This window comes from Kocuria sp. SL71 (assembly GCF_026672465.1).
GTDB lineage: Bacteria > Actinomycetota > Actinomycetes > Actinomycetales > Micrococcaceae > Kocuria > Kocuria palustris.
In genome coordinates this window covers 1,079,326-1,094,887 of the sequence record NZ_JAPPRE010000001.1, presented here as the reverse complement: position 1 = coordinate 1,094,887, position 15,562 = coordinate 1,079,326, and the positions used below count along the sequence as shown (strand labels likewise).

Here is a 15,562-nt window from a genome sequence, read left to right as displayed (position 1 = left end):
TAGCATCGGCTGATACGAAGATTCGCTGTGCGCGGCCTCGTCGACGAGGCTGCGCTGCAAGGAGAACCATGTCGATCTTGGAGGGCATCCGCGGCCCGGAGGACCTCAAGGGCCTGGCGCCCGAGCAGCTGGGGGAGCTGGCGGAGGAGATCCGCAGGTTCCTGGTCACCAACGTCTCGGCCACAGGCGGCCATCTGGGCCCGAACCTGGGCGTCGTCGAGCTCACGCTGGCTCTGCACCGCGTCTTCGACTCGCCCCGGGACCCGATCGTCTACGACACCGGGCACCAGTCGTACGTGCACAAGCTGCTGACCGGCCGCCAGGACTTCTCGACCCTGCGCCAGCAGGGCGGTCTGGCCGGCTACCCGGACCGCGGCGAGTCCGAGCACGACGTCGTGGAGTCCTCGCACGCCTCGTCGTCGCTGTCCTGGGCGGACGGCATCTCCCGTGCCTTCGCGCTCACCGGCCAGAACGATCGCACCACCGTGGTGGTGGTCGGCGACGGCGCCATGACCGGCGGCATGACCTGGGAGGCCGCGAACAACATCGCCTCGGATCCCGATCGCCGCGTGGTGATCGTCGTCAACGACAACGGGCGCTCCTACGCCCCCACGGTCGGCGGGCTGGCGCGTCAGCTGCAGGAGCTCAAGGCCGAGGTCCAGCAGTCGGTGGACACCGTGCGCACGGACCGGCGCTACGAGCGCGTGCTCACCCAGGTCAAGGAGTCGCTGCAGAACTCCGGGCCGGTGGGCCAGGCGACCTACCGCGGGCTGCACGGCATGAAGGCCGGGCTCAAGGACGTGGTGGTCCACAACGGCCTGTTCGCCGATCTGGGCATGAAGTACGTGGGCCCGATCGACGGCCACGACCAGGACGCCCTGGAGCACGCTCTGCGACGAGCCCGCGACTTCGGCGGACCGGTGCTCGTGCACACGATCACCCAGAAGGGCCACGGCTACGCCCCGGCGATCGCCGACGTCGACGACATGTTCCACGCCGTGGGCACGATCGACCCGGAGACCGGCCAGCCGACCAGCGCCAGCTCGGGCCGGTCCTGGACCTCGGTGTTCGCCGAGGCCATGGCCGAGGCCGCGGATGAGCGCGACGACATCGTGGGCATCACCGGCGCCATGACCATCCCGGTGGGTCTGAACCTCATGCAGGACAAGCACCCGGAGCGGGTCTTCGACGTCGGGATCGCCGAGCAGCACGCTCTGACCATGGCCGCCGGCATGGCCTACGGAGGGCTGCACCCGGTGGTCGCGCTGTACGCCACGTTCCTCAACCGCGGCTTCGATCAGCTGCTGATGGACGTGGCCCTGCACAAGGCGGGGGTCACCCTGGTCCTCGACCGCGCCGGGGTCACCGGTCCGGACGGGCCCAGCCATCACGGCATGTGGGACCTGGCGCTGCTGCAGATCGTGCCCGGGCTGCACCTGGCGGCACCGCGCGACGAGCCCAGCATGCGCGAGGAGTTCCGCGAGGCCCTGGACGTCAGCGACGCCCCCACCGTGCTGCGCTACCCCAAGGGCTCCGTCTCCGAGCCGATCCCCGCTCTGGAGCGGCTCGACGACGGCGTGGAGATCCTCCTGCGCACCACCGGAGGGGTGGAGCCGGAGGCCGAGGAGGAGATGGCAGCCGGCCAGGGCTCTGCTGACGAGAAGCGTGCGGAGCGCCCTGCGGGAAGCGATCAGGACACCGACGTCCTGCTGGTCGCCGTGGGCGCCATGGCACCGCTGTGCCTGGAAGTGGCTCGGCGTCTGGGCGATCACGGGATCTCGGCCACCGTCGTGGATCCGCGCTGGGTCCTGCCCGTGCCGGCCTCGCTGTCGGAGCTGGCCGCTCAGCACCGCTTCGTGGTGGTGGTCGAGGACGGCGTGCGCTCCGGCGGCATCGGCAGCCTCATCCGCCAGTCCGTCCGCCGGGCCGGCGTGGACACTGCGCTGAACGAGGTCGGGCTGCCCACCGAGTTCCTCACTCACGGCTCCCGGTCGCAGGTGCTCGAGCGGGTGGGCCTGACCGCCCAGCAGATCACCCGCGACACCGTGGACTCGGTGCTCGGGACGCGGGTGCCCTATGCCCGCCCGGTCGGCGAGGACGCGTCCGCTCTGCGCTTCGAGGACCGCACCGGGGCTTGAGACTGACGCTCGGCGCGCAATGGCGGCAGATCGCGGGGCCGCCGCGCCGAGGGCTTCGTTGTCCGGCCCGTGCCTCCTCAGTAGGCTGAGTAGCAGAACGCGGGCGATGAGGCCCGTGACACGACGAGAGGCAAGAGACATGTTCAAGAAGGCCATCTTCGTGGCGGGCCTGGCCATCGGCTTCGTCGCCGGCTCGGCTGCCGGTCGCGAGCCGTTCGATCAGATCAAGTCCCAGGTCCTGGGCGTGACCAACGACCCGGAGGTCCGCCGCAAGGTCTCCGAGGGCGCCGAGAAGGCCAAGGCCACCGTGCAGGAGCAGGCGCCGGTCGTGGCCGAGAAGGCCAAGGAGACCGCTTCCAACGCCGCCGACAAGGCCAAGCAGACGGCCTCCAGCGCCGCCGACAAGGCCAAGGGCTCGTCCCAGAGCGACACCACCGGCAACCTGACGGCCTCCACCAACTCCCCGGAGACCAAGCACATCTGAGCCGGTGAGGCGTCCTCGCCGAGGAAGCCGCCGCGCACACGAGAAGGAGCCGCCGAGATGCGATCTCGGCGGCTCCTTCGTACGTCTCGGGCCAGCGCCCGGGGACGGATCCTCAGCGAGGAGTCGCTGCCGCAGACCATCGGCCGATGATGGCCTGCCGCTGCGACTCCTCGTGGGCCGGGCTCAGCTCGCGGCTGCGTCGGCGTTGCCGGCGTCGTCGTGCTGCTCGGGGCGGGGCAGGCGCAGCGCCTTCTGGAGGGTCGGGGCCACGTTGTCGATCTGCCACCGACGGGCGCCGATCTCGGCGAGCCGCTCGGCGATCTGCTCGAGCTCGGCCGAGGCCGGGGGATCCCAGCTGAACCGGCGCAGGTGCTCGGGGACCACGAGGTTCTCGGTGGGCATCCCCAGCTCGGCGGCGCGCTCGGCCACCGCGGGCTTCAACGTGCGCAGGCGCTCGGCGGCGGCCGGTCGCTTCACGGTCCAGGACTTCACCGGCGGCAGGGAGTCGGAGGAGACCGACTGGGGGACCAGCTCCTCGGCCTGGCGGGCCTCCGAGAGGGCACGCAGCCAGCGCGGTGCCTCCTTGGAGGCGGCGCGGCCGTGGAAGCCCGGCGTGCGCAGCAGCTGCGGCACGGAGCGGGGCATGGCCTGGGCCACTGCGACCAGGGCGGAGTCGGGCAGCAGCCTCCCTGGAGAGATGTCCTTGTGGCGGGCGAGCTCCTCGCGCTCGGTCCACAGGTTGCGCAGGGCGGTGAGCTGGCGTCGTCCGCGGATCTTGGTGATCCCGGAGGTGCGCCGCCACGGATCCTTGCGCGGGGTGGCGGGCGGTGCTGTGCGCACGGCCTCGAACTCCTCGAGCGCCCATTCGAGCTTGCCCTGGGAGCGCAGCAGCTCCTCCATGGCGTAGCGCAGCTGGACCAGGACCTCGACGTCCAGGGCGGCGTAGGTCAGCCACGGCTCCGGCAGGGGGCGGGTGGACCAGTCCACCGCCGAGTGCTCCTTGGCCATCGTGAAGCCGAGCAGCTCCTCCGTCTCTGCGGCCAGCCCCACACGGCTCAGCCCGGCGATGCGTCCGCCGAGCTCGGTGTCGAACAGGGCGTCGGGGTGCATGTCCAGCTCGCGCAGGCAGGGCAGGTCCTGCGTGGCGGCGTGCAGGACCCATTCGGTGCCGCGCAGCGCCTCGTCGATGATCGCCAGCGATCCGGTGGCCTCGGGGTCGATGAGCACGGTGCCGGTGCCCTCGCGGCGCAGCTGGACCAGGAAGGCGCGCTGGCCGTAGCGGAAGCCGCTGGCCCGCTCGGTGTCCAGGGCCACAGGGCCGGTGCCCTCGCTGAGCTGCTCGGCGGCCAGCTCGAGGCGCCGGGTCGTGTCCACCAGCGGGGGCAGGCCGTCCATGGGCTGATCCAGGAAGACGGAGTCGGGGATCTCGAATTCCTCGAAGCCCTCGACGACGGTGGGGCTCGGATGCTGGGAGGGGCTCGTGCTGCTCACTGCGGCTGTCAGATCCTCTTGCTGCTCGGATGGTTCGGGGGTGGCCGGTGTGCTCGCGGCTGCCGTGGGGGTCAGCGCCGCAGGACGGTGACCGACTCGGTCACCGGCGGCAGGCCGGCGAACGTGCAGACCATGTCCGCCCAGGCCTCCAGGTGCACGGAGAGGTCCTCGCCGCGAGGCGTCCAGGAGGCCCGCAGCTCGACGTCGATGTACTCCTCTGTGTCGGCCAGCTGGCCGAAGCCCTCGGAGAGCACCCGTGAGGCCGTGCCGCCCTCCCGGATGTACTGCGCGCCGCTGCGATCCAGTGCCTCGAGCAGCCAGCTCCAGGCGACCTGGGCGAGCATCTCGTCATGGCCCAGCTCGCGCTCGACCTCCGCCTTCACATAGGTCACGATGCGGAAGGCATCTCCCCACTCGGCGCCGCGGTCCGGGGCGTGGATGAGCAGGAAGCGGCCGGTGGCCAGCTCGCGGGCGTCTTCAGCGGAGCCCTGGGAGCTGGGATGCGCCGACACGGGCTCGAGCACGGTGGCCGAGAAGGCCACCGAATCGGCGGCTCGGGGAGTGGGCGCCGAGATCTCGACGAGCTCGATCTCCGGTCGGCACTGGGCACGACGCAGCGATGCCGCTGCTCGTGGGAACCTTCCGACCAGATCGCTCTGAGCTGTCACGAGGCCCAGCCTAGGCCCGCCTCACCTCGCGATCGGGCCTGCCACGCCGTCCGTTGCGCAGCGATGACGCGCTCCCGACATGAGGCCGGATCCGGCGCGGCCCTGGCCACCCGCGCGACGCAGCCGCGACGGCTGCTCGGCAGGCGTAGGGCCTCACGACTGTGTGCCCGCCTCCCCGGTGCCCTGTGCCGGCTCCAGGCGCATGGACAGCGAGTTGATGCAGTAGCGCAGGTCCGTGGGCGTGGGGTAGCCCTCGCCCGCGAAGAGATGGCCCAGATGGGAGTCGCAGGCCGCGCACCGCACCTCCACGCGCTCCATGCCCAGCGACGAGTCGCGGATGTAGCGCACGCGGTCCTCGGCCAGCGGCGCGAAGAACGACGGCCATCCGCAGTGCGAGCCGAACTTGGTCTCCGAGCGGAACAGCTCCGCGCCGCAGGCCCGGCAGGAGTAGACGCCCTCGGTCTCGGTGTCCCAGTACTCGCCGGTGAAGGGCCGCTCGGTGCCGGCCTCGCGCAGGACGTGGAACTCCTGGGGGCTGAGCACGGCGCGCCACTCGTCCTCGGTGCGCTGCACGCTGGGCGCGCTCTGGCCTTCCTCGGTCTGCGGGTCGGTGCTGCGCGGATCGGTGGTCTGCTCGGACACGGTGTCCTCCTCGCCTCGATGTCGTGGCGGCCCGCTCGGGCGCATCAGTGCGACCGGGGCCTCACGGGGACAACAGCGCACGGGCCTCGGATATTCTCGCCGCCCCGAGGGCCACGGAGCACATGGCGGGGCCGTCGCTCCCGGCGGACGCCGAGGTGCGCATGACAGAATATGAATATGCCCGAATCCGTGCGCTCGTCGTCTCGTTCCGCCCGATCACGTCCGCTTGCCGCCCTGCGCGGGCAGCCGCGGGAGTCGTCGTCGGTGTGGGCCCGCGGAGCCGTGGCGGGCACGGCGCTGACGGTGGGGGCGGCGTCGCTGTCCTTCGGCGTCTCCTCGGCGATCGCCGCCTACGTGGCGCGTCAGGTCGTCGTGCCGCCCCGGTACCGCTCCGAGGACCTGAGCATCCACGAGTACACCCCCGTGGACCGCCAGGCCCATCCCGATGCCCTGCCCGGAGCCGGAGAGGTGCGCCTGGCGGCCACGGTGGAGACCACCGTCGACGGCGTCTACAGCCTGCGCTTCGGCGGGGGAGAGGGCCACGCCCGCATCGGCGAGATCCTCTCCTGGTCACCGGCCGCCGGCGAGGTCGTGCGGGAGGTCCAGGAGGTCTACAGCGGCGACCTCTCGGCGGCTTCGCGCGGCTGGTGGGCCGGGACGGTCTACCCGGACCCCGCCGCGGCCGGATACCGCTTCCACGAGGTCGAGCTGCCCATGGAGATGGGCGCGGCACCCTGCTGGGTGGTCCCGGCGGGGCAGGAGCGGGATCCGCAGAGGGCGGCCGAGCACTCCACGACGGCCCGTCAGTATCGCCGCGACGACGCGCAGCACGAAGCCGCGCACGCGGCAGCCGAGGATCCCGCCGCCCAGCAGCTGCCGGGACCCTGGGCGATCATGGTCCACGGCCGCGGCGCACAGCGCATGGAGGCCATCCGAGCCCTGGACACCGCGCAGCGTATGGGGCTGACCTCACTGCTGATCTCCTACCGCAACGACCGCGAGGCCCCCGCCTCCCCGGACGGGCGCTACGGCCTGGGCTTCACGGAGTGGAAGGACGTCCAGCTGGCGATCTCCTACGCCAAGCTGCGCGGAGCCACCAGGATCGTGCTGTTCGGCTGGTCCATGGGCGGGGCGATCTGCCTGCAGACCGCGGACCTGTCGATCTACCGGGCGGATATCGCGGGGATGGTCCTCACCGGGCCGGTCGTGGACTGGTTCACGCTGTTCACCCACCACACGGCCTCGCGACACATCCCCTCAGCGATCACCACCATGGCGCAGTCCCTGATCACCTCGCCGCGCGGGCTGTGGCTCACGGGGCTGGCGGCGCCGCTCGATCTGGGGTCCCTGGACTGGATCACCCGGGCCGATCAGCTGCAGACGCCCACGCTGATCCTGCACTCGGCGGACGATGAGTTCGTCCCCGACACTGCTTCCAAGCGCCTGGCCGAGCTCAACGACCGGGTCGAGATGGTGGGCTTCGAACGCGCCCGTCACACCAAGGAGTGGAACGTGGACCCGCAGAGGTGGGAGTCCTCCGTGCTCTCGTGGGCGCAGCGGGTTCTGCCCGACCTGCACGGCTGAGCCAGCCCACGCTGGCAGCGCACACGACGACGCCCCCGTCGGCCCGGAAGCGGGGGACGGGGGCGTCAGCTGCTCGGACCACGACGGGCGGGTCCAGCTGCTCATGCAGCGTGCGAGAAGTCAGCCGCGCGGCAGGTACGCGATCTGACGACGGATGCGATCCAGCATGGCGGACATGCCCCGCATGCGCAGCGGCGAGACCAGCTGCGTCAGCCCGAAGCGCTCCGTGAGATCGCCGGGCAGATCCCGGATCTGCGCCGCCGGCAGGCCGTCGAGCCCCTCGTGCAGGATCGAGGCGAAGCCGCGGGTCGTCGGCGCCTCCTGAGGCGCGGAGAAGAACAGGCGCACGGGAGTCTCGTCGTCGCCGGTCTCCGCCTGGTCATCCCATTCGACCGTCAGGAACAGCGGCGACTGGCACTCCACGACCTGCTCGAGCTGCTCGGGATGCTCCCCGTAGCGCTCCGGCAGATCCGGCAGGGAGCGGGAGAACTCGAGCAGCAGCTGGAGGCGATCCGCGTCCGGAACGGCGTGGAAGTCCTCGATCAGCTCCTGCACGGACTCCGGGATGTTCGCGTCCGCCCCGCTCATCGACGGGCCTCCGGAGCCTCGCCGCGCTCCTCGCCCATCACGACGGGCAGACCGACGGAGTTGCCCCACTCGGTCCAGGAGCCGTCGTAGTTGCGCACCTGCGGGTAGCCCAGCAGGTGCTCGAGCACGAACCACGTGTGGGAGGAGCGCTCGCCGATGCGGCAGTAGGCGATGACCGGCTCCTGCGGATCCAGCCCGATCTCGTCGCGGTAGATCGCCTCGAGCTCCGGGCGGGTCTTGAAGGTCGAGTCCTCAGCGGCGGCGCGCGCCCACGGGACGGAGGCTGCGGTGGGGATGTGGCCGCCGCGCAGCACGCCCTCCTGCGGGTAGTCGGCCATGTGCGTGCGCTCGCCCGTGTATTCCGGGGCCGAGCGGACATCCACCAGGGGAGTGCGCCCGATCTCGTCCAGGACGTCCTGACGGAAGGCGCGGATGCGGGAGTCGTCGCGCTCGACGACGGGGTAGTCGGTGCGCTCGCGCGACGGGGTCTCGGTGGACAGCTCGCGGCCCTCGGCGATCCACTTGTCGCGGCCGCCGTCCATCAGGCGCACGTCCTGGTGGCCGAAGAGGGTGAAGACCCACAGGGCGTAGGCGGCCCACCAGTTGGACTTGTCGCCGTATACCACGATCGTCTGCTCGCGCGAGATGCCCTTGGCGCTCATCAGCTCAGCGAACTGCTGCCCGCCCAGGTAGTCGCGCACGGCCTGCTGGTTGAGCTCGGTGTGCCAGTCGACCTTCACGGCGTCCGGGATGTGGCCGGTCTCGTAGAGCAGCACGTCCTCGTCCGACTCCACGATGACGACCTGCGGATCTTCGAGGTGCTGGGCCACCCACTCGGTGGAGACCAGGCGCTCGGGGTGGGCGTATTCGGCGAACTTGGGGTCCGTGGTGTCGGGATCGACAGCCATGTGCGTCCTCCAGAAGGGTCGTAGGGGGCGGCCCCGATCACTGGGGCCGACCTTGAGGGATCTGGTTCCACTGTACCCACGGGCCTGCGCGGTCGAGCCGGCCCGCGGGCCATGTGCGCGACGGGCGAACCGCAGCGGCTCGCCTGCCGGTAGGCTCGGTCGCGTCCCACCGGTAGCACCTGAAGAGGTCCTTTGTGAGTCCCAAGATCGAGCGCCTGTCCGAGCGCGCACCGTCCGTCTCCGCGGAGCAGCTGCTCGAGGGCTTCCGCCCCTCGGAGCGCTTCGGCGAGGTCTCCTTCGACACCTACCGCCCGGACCCCTCACAGCCCTCGCAGGCGGAGGCCGTCGAGGTGCTCAAGCGCTTCGCCGCCTCGATCCAGGCGCCCTCCCAGAAGAAGAGCGGCGGCTTCCTCTCGCGCATGTTCGGCGGCGGGCAGAAGCAGACGGCGGCCCAGGGCATCTACCTCGACGGCGGCTTCGGCGTGGGCAAGACGCACCTGCTGGCCTCGCTGTGGCACGACTCGCCGGGGCCGAAGTCCTTCGGCACCTTCGTGGAGTACACCAACCTTGTCGGCGCTCTGACCTTCCGCAAGACGGTCGAGGCGCTGAGCGGTTATGCGCTGGTGTGCATCGACGAGTTCGAGCTCGACGATCCCGGCGACACCGTCCTGATGTCCCGGCTGATGCGGGAGCTCTCGGATGCTGGGGTGCGCCTGGCCGCGACCTCCAACACGCTGCCCGGTTCGCTGGGGGAGGGCCGCTTCGCCGCGCAGGACTTCCAGCGCGAGATCCAGGTGCTCTCCGATCAGTTCGACGTCCTGCGCATCGACGGCGAGGACTTCCGCCACCGCGGCCTGCCCGAGGCACCCGCGCCGCTGGCGGACGACCAGCTCGAGGCGGCCGCCGCGCAGCGCTTCCCGGACGACGCGACCATCGCGGTCGACGACTTCGAGGACATCCTGGAGCACCTGATCCGCGTGCACCCGTCGCGCTACCGGGCCATGGTCCAGGGCCTCGACGGCATCGTGTGGCGCGGCGTGCGCACGGTCGACGAGCAGGCCCTGGCTCTGCGTCTGGTCGTGCTGGCCGACCGCCTCTACGACCGCGACCTGCCGATCATCAGCTCCGGCGTGGCCTTCGATCAGATCTTCACCCCGGAGATGATGGCCGGCGGCTACCAGAAGAAGTACTCGCGCGCCGTCTCGCGACTGACGGCCCTGGCCCGCGAGGGACAGATGCCGGAGCAGCCCTCGGTCTGACGCGGCTGAGGGCTCGACCGTCGTCGTCCGGTCGTCCGATGCCGGCCGGAGGACCCCGGCCGGGATGCGAGCATCTGCAGATGCACTGAGGGGCGGCACCGTGATGGTGCCGCCCCTCAGGCGCATGAGGACCGACCCTTGCGGGCCGGTCGACCGCTGATCCGTGGATCAGTTGTCGTCGTTTCCGCCAGTGAGCTTGTCCTTGGCGGAGTTGATGTGGTCCTCGTGCTGGCCGCCGGTCTTGTCGTTGGCCGTGTCAGCTGCCTTGTCGACGGCCTCGGGGTTATCCGAAGCAGCCTGCTTGGCCTTGTCTGCCATTCCTCCGAGATCCACCATAATGGTCTCCTCTCGCATCGATGTCATCTGACATCGCATACTCTCCACTGCCGAGGGCCGTTTCGTCACCATTCACGCGTGCACGGCGAGTCGCAGGCCGCCGCGAGCCCCTCCGCAGCCCCTCCCTGCGGCCTCTACCCACCGCCTCTCCCTGCCGCACCTTCCTCACACCCCGCCCCGAGGCCGAGTGGATCCCCACTTGCGCTGAGGGCCCCGATAGTGCAACTGAGCATCCACTCGGCGCGGGGGCGGGTGAGGTGGAGACGCGGAGCGGCTGAGGGAGGGGGCCGGCGAGTTCGGAGAGCGTGGTGTGGCGGAGTGCCTGAGGGGACGACGAAGGCCCCGACTGAAGCTTCAGTCGGGGCCTTCTGAGGTGGTGCGCGATACTGGGATCGAACCAGTGACCTCTTCCGTGTCAGGGAAGCGCGCTACCGCTGCGCCAATCGCGCTCATGCTCCCGTGGGAGCGAGCTTGGTGGGAACCGAGGTGGAGACGGGATTCGAACCCGCGTAGACGGCTTTGCAGGCCGCTGCCTAACCACTCGGCCACCCCACCGGGACCTGTGTCCTTGCGGACCTGGCCTTCTCACTGATCGCATTCATCCGAAGATGATGCTCTCCGAGCGGTTGACGGGAGTCGAACCCGCGACCCTCACCATGGCAAGGTGATGCTCTACCAGCTGAGCTACAACCGCGAATCATCGGCCTTTCGGCTGACGTTCGATCGGAAACTGTATCACAGCCTCTTCCGTGCTCATGCTCGGCGCCTCGGCTGCGGACAGTGCGTCCAGTCCGATGCGCCGGGCTCTCGCTCCGCGTCCTTCGGGCTGCTCGCCGTTCCGACAGGCGTAGACATTAGGCCACCTGGATGGCGCCATGCAAATCGGCTCCAGTGCCCTGGTCCGACGGGGGTGCAAGACAGCTCGCACGTCACTGGAGGCTTGGGTGTCTGCATGCCTGAGGCCCGGGCCCCGGATCGCTCCTGCTCGCGCGAGCGTGCGAAGAAGGAGAAGAGAGATGAAGCGAAGAAGCGCTGTGGGAAGACCGTCGGGAGAAGGGCGCCAGCAGGGGCGCGGCCAGGTGCCGGCGAGGCCGAATTGGCGAGCCGCGTCAGGGTGCGCTATGGTTTCCAGGTCGAAAGGCGCGATTAGCGCAGCGGTAGCGCGCTTCGTTCACACCGAAGAGGTCACTGGTTCGATCCCAGTATCGCGCACGGAAGATCGACCAGAAGGCCCCGTCCGGTTCCACCGGCCGGGGCCTTCTGCATGAAGACCGTCGTCCTGCCTCCTCGAGGTCGCCGTGCTCCCGGATCCGCGGGGGGATAGGCCACCCATGAGGACGCCCATGAGGGAGCCTCCGCATGACCCAGCCGCGACTGGCGCGCCAGACCGAGCACGGGCGGATGTACGCCCGCTCGGAGTCCGGGCAGCCCGAGGTCCCCTCGATCACCACTGTGCTCAGCTGCGCGGCCCTGGACCTGGGCGGCTGGCACGGCTGGTCGGCCGCACAGGCCGTGATCACCGACGATCGCCTCCCGCAGTCCATCGGCTCCGCGCCCAAGCTGCGCCAGATCGCCCGCGACGCCGCCGGAGCCGCCGAACGCCACCGCGACGAAGCGGCCCTGCGCGGAGACCGGGTCCACGACTACGCCGAGCAGACCGCTCTGCGCGCCATGGGTCTGGAGTCCCGGGTCGAGGAGGCGCGGGAGGTCCTGGCCTCGCACGGCGAGCGCGCCTACGCGGATCGCTTCGACGAGTGGTGGCAGCTCTACCGCCCGGAGCCGCTGGCCGCCGAGATCACGGTCTGGAACGCCACGGTCGGCTACGCCGGGACGCTGGATCTGGTCGCGCGCATCGGCGGCAAGGTCTGCCTGATCGACTACAAGACCAAGGGCACCGACCGCTCCGGTCGGGTCAAGCCCATGGATGCCAAGGTCGTGACCCAGCTCGTGGCGGGTCTGAAGGCCGAGGAGCAGCTGCTCGACGCTCAGGCCGGCACCTGGGAGCCCTGGAAGTTCGGTGCGGCCGACCTGCTGCTCGGCGTGGCCGTGGGGGAGACCGAGGTCTCCGCCCAGCAGGCCGCACCCGAGGTCCTCGAGGCGCACTGGCACAAGTTCTGCTCGCTGCGCCGGCTGTGGGCCCATCAGACCAAGCTGGATCGGGGCCCGTCGCAGCTGCGCCCCGTCCCGCCGCCGCCGGCCTGAGCCGGCGTACGTCGTCCGCGGGCCGCGACCGCCCAGCAAGCACCCCACCCTGTCGTCCCATTTGGAGGAGCCTCCGATGTCCGTCCGTCCGATCCGCACGATCGGGGATCCGATCCTGCGCTCCGCCGCCGACCCGGTCAGGCGCTTCGACGATGATCTGCGCACCCTGGTGGCCGACATGTTCGAGACCATGCGCGATGTGGAGGGAGTGGGCCTGGCCGCCCCGCAGATCGGCGTGGGCCTGCAGATCTTCGTCTACGAGATCGGCGAGGACTCCGGGGTCTTCATCAACCCGAGCATCGAGCTGGGGGATGAGATGCAGGAGGGCGGCGAGGGCTGCCTGTCCGTGCCGGGGCTGGGCTTCGACACCCCGCGCCGGCAGCGGGCGCGCGTGAGCGGGCTCGACGAGCACGGCCAGGAGCACGAGGCCGAGGCCATGGGCCTGCTGGCGCGCTGCTTCCAGCACGAGCACGATCACCTGCAGGGCACCCTGTACGTCAACCGCCTGGAGGGCGAGGCCCGCCGCGAGGCATGGCGGCGGATCCGCGCCGAGGACTACGCCCGCACCGTCGCCGAGGTCCGCCAGGAGCGCGCCGGCACCCTGGGCTCGAGCTTCGGAGGCTGAGGAGGCACCGTGAGAATCATCTACGCAGGAACGCCCGAACCCGCAGTGGCGCCGCTCGAGCACCTGGCTGCTGCCGAGGGGATCGAGATCGCAGCGGTGCTCACCCGCACCGACGCCCCCGTGGGACGCAAGAAGGTGCTGACCCCGTCGCCGGTGGCCGCGGCCGCCGAGCGGCTCGGTCTGCCCGTGCTGAAGGCCAATCGGGTCGACGACGAGGTCGTCGAGCAGCTGCGTTCCACCGGCGCGCAGGCCGGGGCCATCGTGGCCTACGGCGCGCTGCTCAAGCGCCCGGCGCTGGAGGCCCTGCCGCTGGGCTGGGTCAACCTCCACTTCTCCCTGCTGCCGCGCTGGCGCGGAGCCGCACCAGTGCAGCACTCGCTCATCCACGGCGACGCCGAGCTCGGCGCCTCCGCCTTCCTGCTCGACGAGGGCATGGACACAGGACCGCTGCTGGGCACCGCGCGCACGCAGCTGCACGACGACGACGTGGCCGGCTCGCTGCTCGAGCGAATGTCGCACGAGACCGCGCCGCTGCTGCTGGAGGCCCTGCAGCGCCTGGAGCGCGGCGAGCAGCCCGTCCCGCAGCAGGGGGAGGCAACCATGGCGCCCAAGCTGTCCACCGCGGACAGCCGCATCGACTGGCAGCGTCCGGCAGCAGAGATCGCGCGCCTGGTGCGCGGCACCACCCCGAGCCGGGACCGTGGACCGAGCTCGACGGCCAGCGCTTCAAGATCGTGGCCGGTGTGCGCGAGGCCCCCGAGCACACCGATCTGGCCCCGGGACAGGTGCAGCTGCGCGACGGCCGCGTCCTGACCGGCACCGGAACCCACGCCCTCGAGCTGCTGCGCGTGCAGCCGGCGGGCAAGCAGGCCATGGATGCCGGCGACTGGGCCCGCGGCCGGCTCGGCCGCGCCGACGACGAGACCACGAGGACGGTGTTCGCATGAGCCCGGCGGATGAGTCAGGACAGCGCGGCTCGGGCCGCGGAGGAGCGTCGCGCGGCGGAGCCGGCCAGGGCGGGCGCCGTGGCGGCGGGCCCGGTGCGGGCCGCGGTGCCGGAGGTCGTGCAGGCGGCGGCTCGGGCGGTCGGCAGCGCGGCGAGGACCGCCGCGACCAGGCCGGACGCCAGCGCCATCGCCGCTCGATGGATCAGCGCTCGTACTCGGCCTCTGCTCCGTCGCAGCGCTCCCGTCAGGCCGACCCGGCGCGCCTGGCGGCCTACCGGACCCTGCGCGAGGTCTCCGAGAACGACGCCTACGGCAACCTGGTGCTTCCGCAGCAGATCCGGGAGCAGCGCCTGGACCGTCGCGACGCAGGCTTCGCGACCGAGCTCGCCTACGGGGCACTGCGGCATCAGGGCACGTGGGATGCGATCCTGCAGCGCTGCGTGGACCGGCCCCTCGAGCAGCTCGACGCCCCGGTGGTCGACGTCCTGCGCCTGGGCGTGCACCAGCTGCTGGCCATGCGCGTGCCGGATCACGCGGCGATCGATCAGACGGTCGGGCTGACCCGCGCCGAGATCGGCGCGGGTCCGTCGGGCCTGGTCAACGCGGTGCTGCGGAAGGTCTCGGCCGCCCCGCTGGAGCAGTGGATCGCCGAGCTGAACGAGGGCTCGACTGCCTGGCAGCGCCTGGCCACCGCCCACGCGCATCCCGAGTGGATCGTGCGCGCCATGAGCCAGGCGCTGAGCGCCCACGGGCGCAGCCCGGAGGAGATCGAGGCTCTGCTCGAGGCGGATAACGAGCCGCCCTCCGTCCAGCTCGTGGCGCTTCCGGGACTGGGACATATCCAGGAGGAGCTCGACGACGGCGCCGAGCCCGGTCCGCTGACCCCGGACTCCGCGATCAGCGGCGGCGGCGATCTCCACCGGCGCGCCGGAGTGCGCACCGGCGGGATCCGCGTCCAGGACTCGGGCTCCCAGCTCGTGGCCCGCACCCTCGTCGCGGCACGGCCCGTGGAGGAGGGGGAGCACTGGCTCGACCTGTGCGCCGGCCCCGGCGGCAAGGCCGCTCTGCTGGCCGCACTGGCCCAGCAGAACGGGGCCACCCTGCTGGCCAACGAGGTCTCCGAGCACCGCGCCCGTCTGGTCGACGATGCCCTGGCCGTGCTGCCCGAGGAGGCCTGGCAGATCCGCTGGGGCGACGGCCGCGACATCGCCTCGGTGCTGGAGCAGCCCGATCACTACGTGGCCGCCGAGGGCTTCGACCGCGTCCTCGTCGACGCCCCCTGCACCGGTCTGGGCGCGCTGCGTCGCCGTCCGGAAGCGCGCTGGCGCCGTCGTCCCTCGGACCTGGCCGATCTGACCCAGCTGCAGGCTCAGCTGCTGCCGGCCGCAGCCGAGGCCCTGCGCCCCGGCGGGCTGCTGCTCTACGCGACCTGCTCTCCGCATGCGGCCGAGACGGTCGTGGCCGTCGACGACCTGCTGCGCGCCCGTCCCGATCTGCGTCTGATCGACGCCGCCGAGCCGGCGCGCGCTGCGGCTCTTCCCGGTGCCCTCGAGGGCGAAGCGGATCCGTCGAACCCGCATCCGGCGGGGGAGTCCGTGGCGGACGGCGCGCGGACCGTGCAGCTGTGGCCGCACGTGCACGGAACCGATGCCATGTTCATGGCCCTGTTCACCAAGACCTCCTAAGGTCG

14 protein-coding genes, 4 tRNA genes and 1 pseudogene are annotated in these 15,562 nt (G+C 71.3%); 9 read left to right on the top strand and 10 right to left on the bottom strand.

Features of this window, described 5'->3' with window-relative positions:
- Nucleotides 1–68: 68 nt before the first annotated feature.
- Both dxs and OVA15_RS04965 read left to right on the top strand, forming a co-directional pair.
- On the top strand, nucleotides 69–2,138 hold the full coding sequence (gene dxs, locus OVA15_RS04970) for a 1-deoxy-D-xylulose-5-phosphate synthase (RefSeq protein ID WP_268143470.1): 2,070 nt from the start codon (nucleotides 69–71) through the stop codon (nucleotides 2,136–2,138).
- Nucleotides 2,139–2,277: 139 nt separating this feature from the next.
- The gene (locus OVA15_RS04965) at nucleotides 2,278–2,622 is read left to right on the top strand and encodes a YtxH domain-containing protein (protein WP_053447469.1); all 345 of its coding nucleotides are present in this window, start codon (nucleotides 2,278–2,280) and stop codon (nucleotides 2,620–2,622) included.
- A 183-nt stretch (nucleotides 2,623–2,805) separates the two neighbouring features.
- On the opposite strand, the gene OVA15_RS04960 is transcribed toward OVA15_RS04965, so the two are convergent.
- From OVA15_RS04960 to msrB, 3 genes are all read right to left on the bottom strand, one after another.
- Nucleotides 2,806–4,113, bottom strand: coding sequence for an HRDC domain-containing protein (locus OVA15_RS04960; RefSeq protein ID WP_268143467.1), 1,308 nt, complete (start codon nucleotides 4,111–4,113; stop codon nucleotides 2,806–2,808).
- Between the two features lie 71 nt (nucleotides 4,114–4,184).
- Complete coding sequence (locus OVA15_RS04955; RefSeq protein ID WP_006214901.1) at nucleotides 4,185–4,781, bottom strand: DUF3000 domain-containing protein; 597 nt, start codon at nucleotides 4,779–4,781, stop codon at nucleotides 4,185–4,187.
- Between the two features lie 153 nt (nucleotides 4,782–4,934).
- On the bottom strand, nucleotides 4,935–5,468 hold the full coding sequence (gene msrB / locus OVA15_RS04950) for a peptide-methionine (R)-S-oxide reductase MsrB (RefSeq protein WP_285843720.1): 534 nt from the start codon (nucleotides 5,466–5,468) through the stop codon (nucleotides 4,935–4,937).
- 132 nt (nucleotides 5,469–5,600) lie between these two features.
- On the opposite strand from msrB, the gene OVA15_RS04945 reads away from it, so the two are divergent.
- Nucleotides 5,601–7,007 carry an alpha/beta hydrolase family protein gene (locus OVA15_RS04945; RefSeq protein WP_053447466.1) on the top strand — a complete coding sequence of 469 codons (1,407 nt, stop codon included), beginning with the start codon at nucleotides 5,601–5,603 and terminating at the stop codon, nucleotides 7,005–7,007.
- Between the two features lie 120 nt (nucleotides 7,008–7,127).
- Here the strand turns inward: OVA15_RS04945 and OVA15_RS04940 are convergent, their stop codons facing one another.
- Both OVA15_RS04940 and OVA15_RS04935 read right to left on the bottom strand, forming a co-directional pair.
- Nucleotides 7,128–7,595 carry a SufE family protein gene (locus OVA15_RS04940; RefSeq protein WP_006214904.1) on the bottom strand — a complete coding sequence of 156 codons (468 nt, stop codon included), beginning with the start codon at nucleotides 7,593–7,595 and terminating at the stop codon, nucleotides 7,128–7,130.
- Nucleotides 7,592–8,503 carry a sulfurtransferase gene (locus tag OVA15_RS04935; protein WP_006214905.1) on the bottom strand — a complete coding sequence of 304 codons (912 nt, stop codon included), beginning with the start codon at nucleotides 8,501–8,503 and terminating at the stop codon, nucleotides 7,592–7,594. The genes OVA15_RS04940 and OVA15_RS04935 overlap by 4 nt, the downstream gene beginning before the upstream one ends.
- Nucleotides 8,504–8,697: 194 nt before the next feature.
- On the opposite strand from OVA15_RS04935, the gene zapE reads away from it, so the two are divergent.
- The gene (gene zapE / locus OVA15_RS04930) at nucleotides 8,698–9,762 is read left to right on the top strand and encodes a cell division protein ZapE (protein ID WP_137802858.1); all 1,065 of its coding nucleotides are present in this window, start codon (nucleotides 8,698–8,700) and stop codon (nucleotides 9,760–9,762) included.
- A 168-nt stretch (nucleotides 9,763–9,930) separates the two neighbouring features.
- Here zapE and OVA15_RS04925 read toward each other — a convergent pair whose 3' ends face one another.
- The 4 genes from OVA15_RS04925 to OVA15_RS04910 form a co-directional block, all read right to left on the bottom strand.
- A complete protein-coding gene (locus OVA15_RS04925) occupies nucleotides 9,931–10,098 on the bottom strand; it encodes an antitoxin (RefSeq protein ID WP_081749254.1) in 168 nt (55 codons plus the stop codon).
- A gap of 374 nt (nucleotides 10,099–10,472) precedes the next feature.
- Nucleotides 10,473–10,547: transfer RNA gene (locus OVA15_RS04920), tRNA-Val, on the bottom strand.
- A gap of 35 nt (nucleotides 10,548–10,582) precedes the next feature.
- Nucleotides 10,583–10,653 (bottom strand) — tRNA-Cys (locus OVA15_RS04915).
- Between the two features lie 66 nt (nucleotides 10,654–10,719).
- Nucleotides 10,720–10,792 (bottom strand) — tRNA-Gly (locus OVA15_RS04910).
- A 446-nt stretch (nucleotides 10,793–11,238) separates the two neighbouring features.
- Here OVA15_RS04910 and OVA15_RS04905 point away from each other — a divergent pair.
- The 4 genes and pseudogenes from OVA15_RS04905 to fmt all read left to right on the top strand — a co-directional run bounded on the left by OVA15_RS04905 (nucleotide 11,239) and on the right by fmt (nucleotide 13,872).
- Nucleotides 11,239–11,310 (top strand) — tRNA-Val (locus tag OVA15_RS04905).
- 147 nt (nucleotides 11,311–11,457) lie between these two features.
- A complete protein-coding gene (locus OVA15_RS04900) occupies nucleotides 11,458–12,300 on the top strand; it encodes a hypothetical protein (RefSeq protein ID WP_006214908.1) in 843 nt (280 codons plus the stop codon).
- 76 nt (nucleotides 12,301–12,376) lie between these two features.
- Entirely contained in the window at nucleotides 12,377–12,925 is a 549-nt protein-coding gene (gene def, locus OVA15_RS04895) for a peptide deformylase (RefSeq protein WP_268143459.1), read from the top strand.
- 9 nt (nucleotides 12,926–12,934) lie between these two features.
- Nucleotides 12,935–13,872: pseudogene (gene fmt / locus OVA15_RS04890) on the top strand (methionyl-tRNA formyltransferase).
- Nucleotides 13,873–13,886: 14 nt separating this feature from the next.
- Here the strand turns inward: fmt and OVA15_RS13400 are convergent.
- The gene (locus OVA15_RS13400) at nucleotides 13,887–14,060 is read right to left on the bottom strand and encodes a hypothetical protein (protein WP_375544789.1); all 174 of its coding nucleotides are present in this window, start codon (nucleotides 14,058–14,060) and stop codon (nucleotides 13,887–13,889) included.
- 9 nt (nucleotides 14,061–14,069) lie between these two features.
- Between OVA15_RS13400 and OVA15_RS04885 the strand changes: the two genes are divergently transcribed.
- A complete protein-coding gene (locus OVA15_RS04885) occupies nucleotides 14,070–15,557 on the top strand; it encodes an RsmB/NOP family class I SAM-dependent RNA methyltransferase (RefSeq protein ID WP_442786723.1) in 1,488 nt (495 codons plus the stop codon).
- Nucleotides 15,558–15,562: the final 5 nt, after the last annotated feature.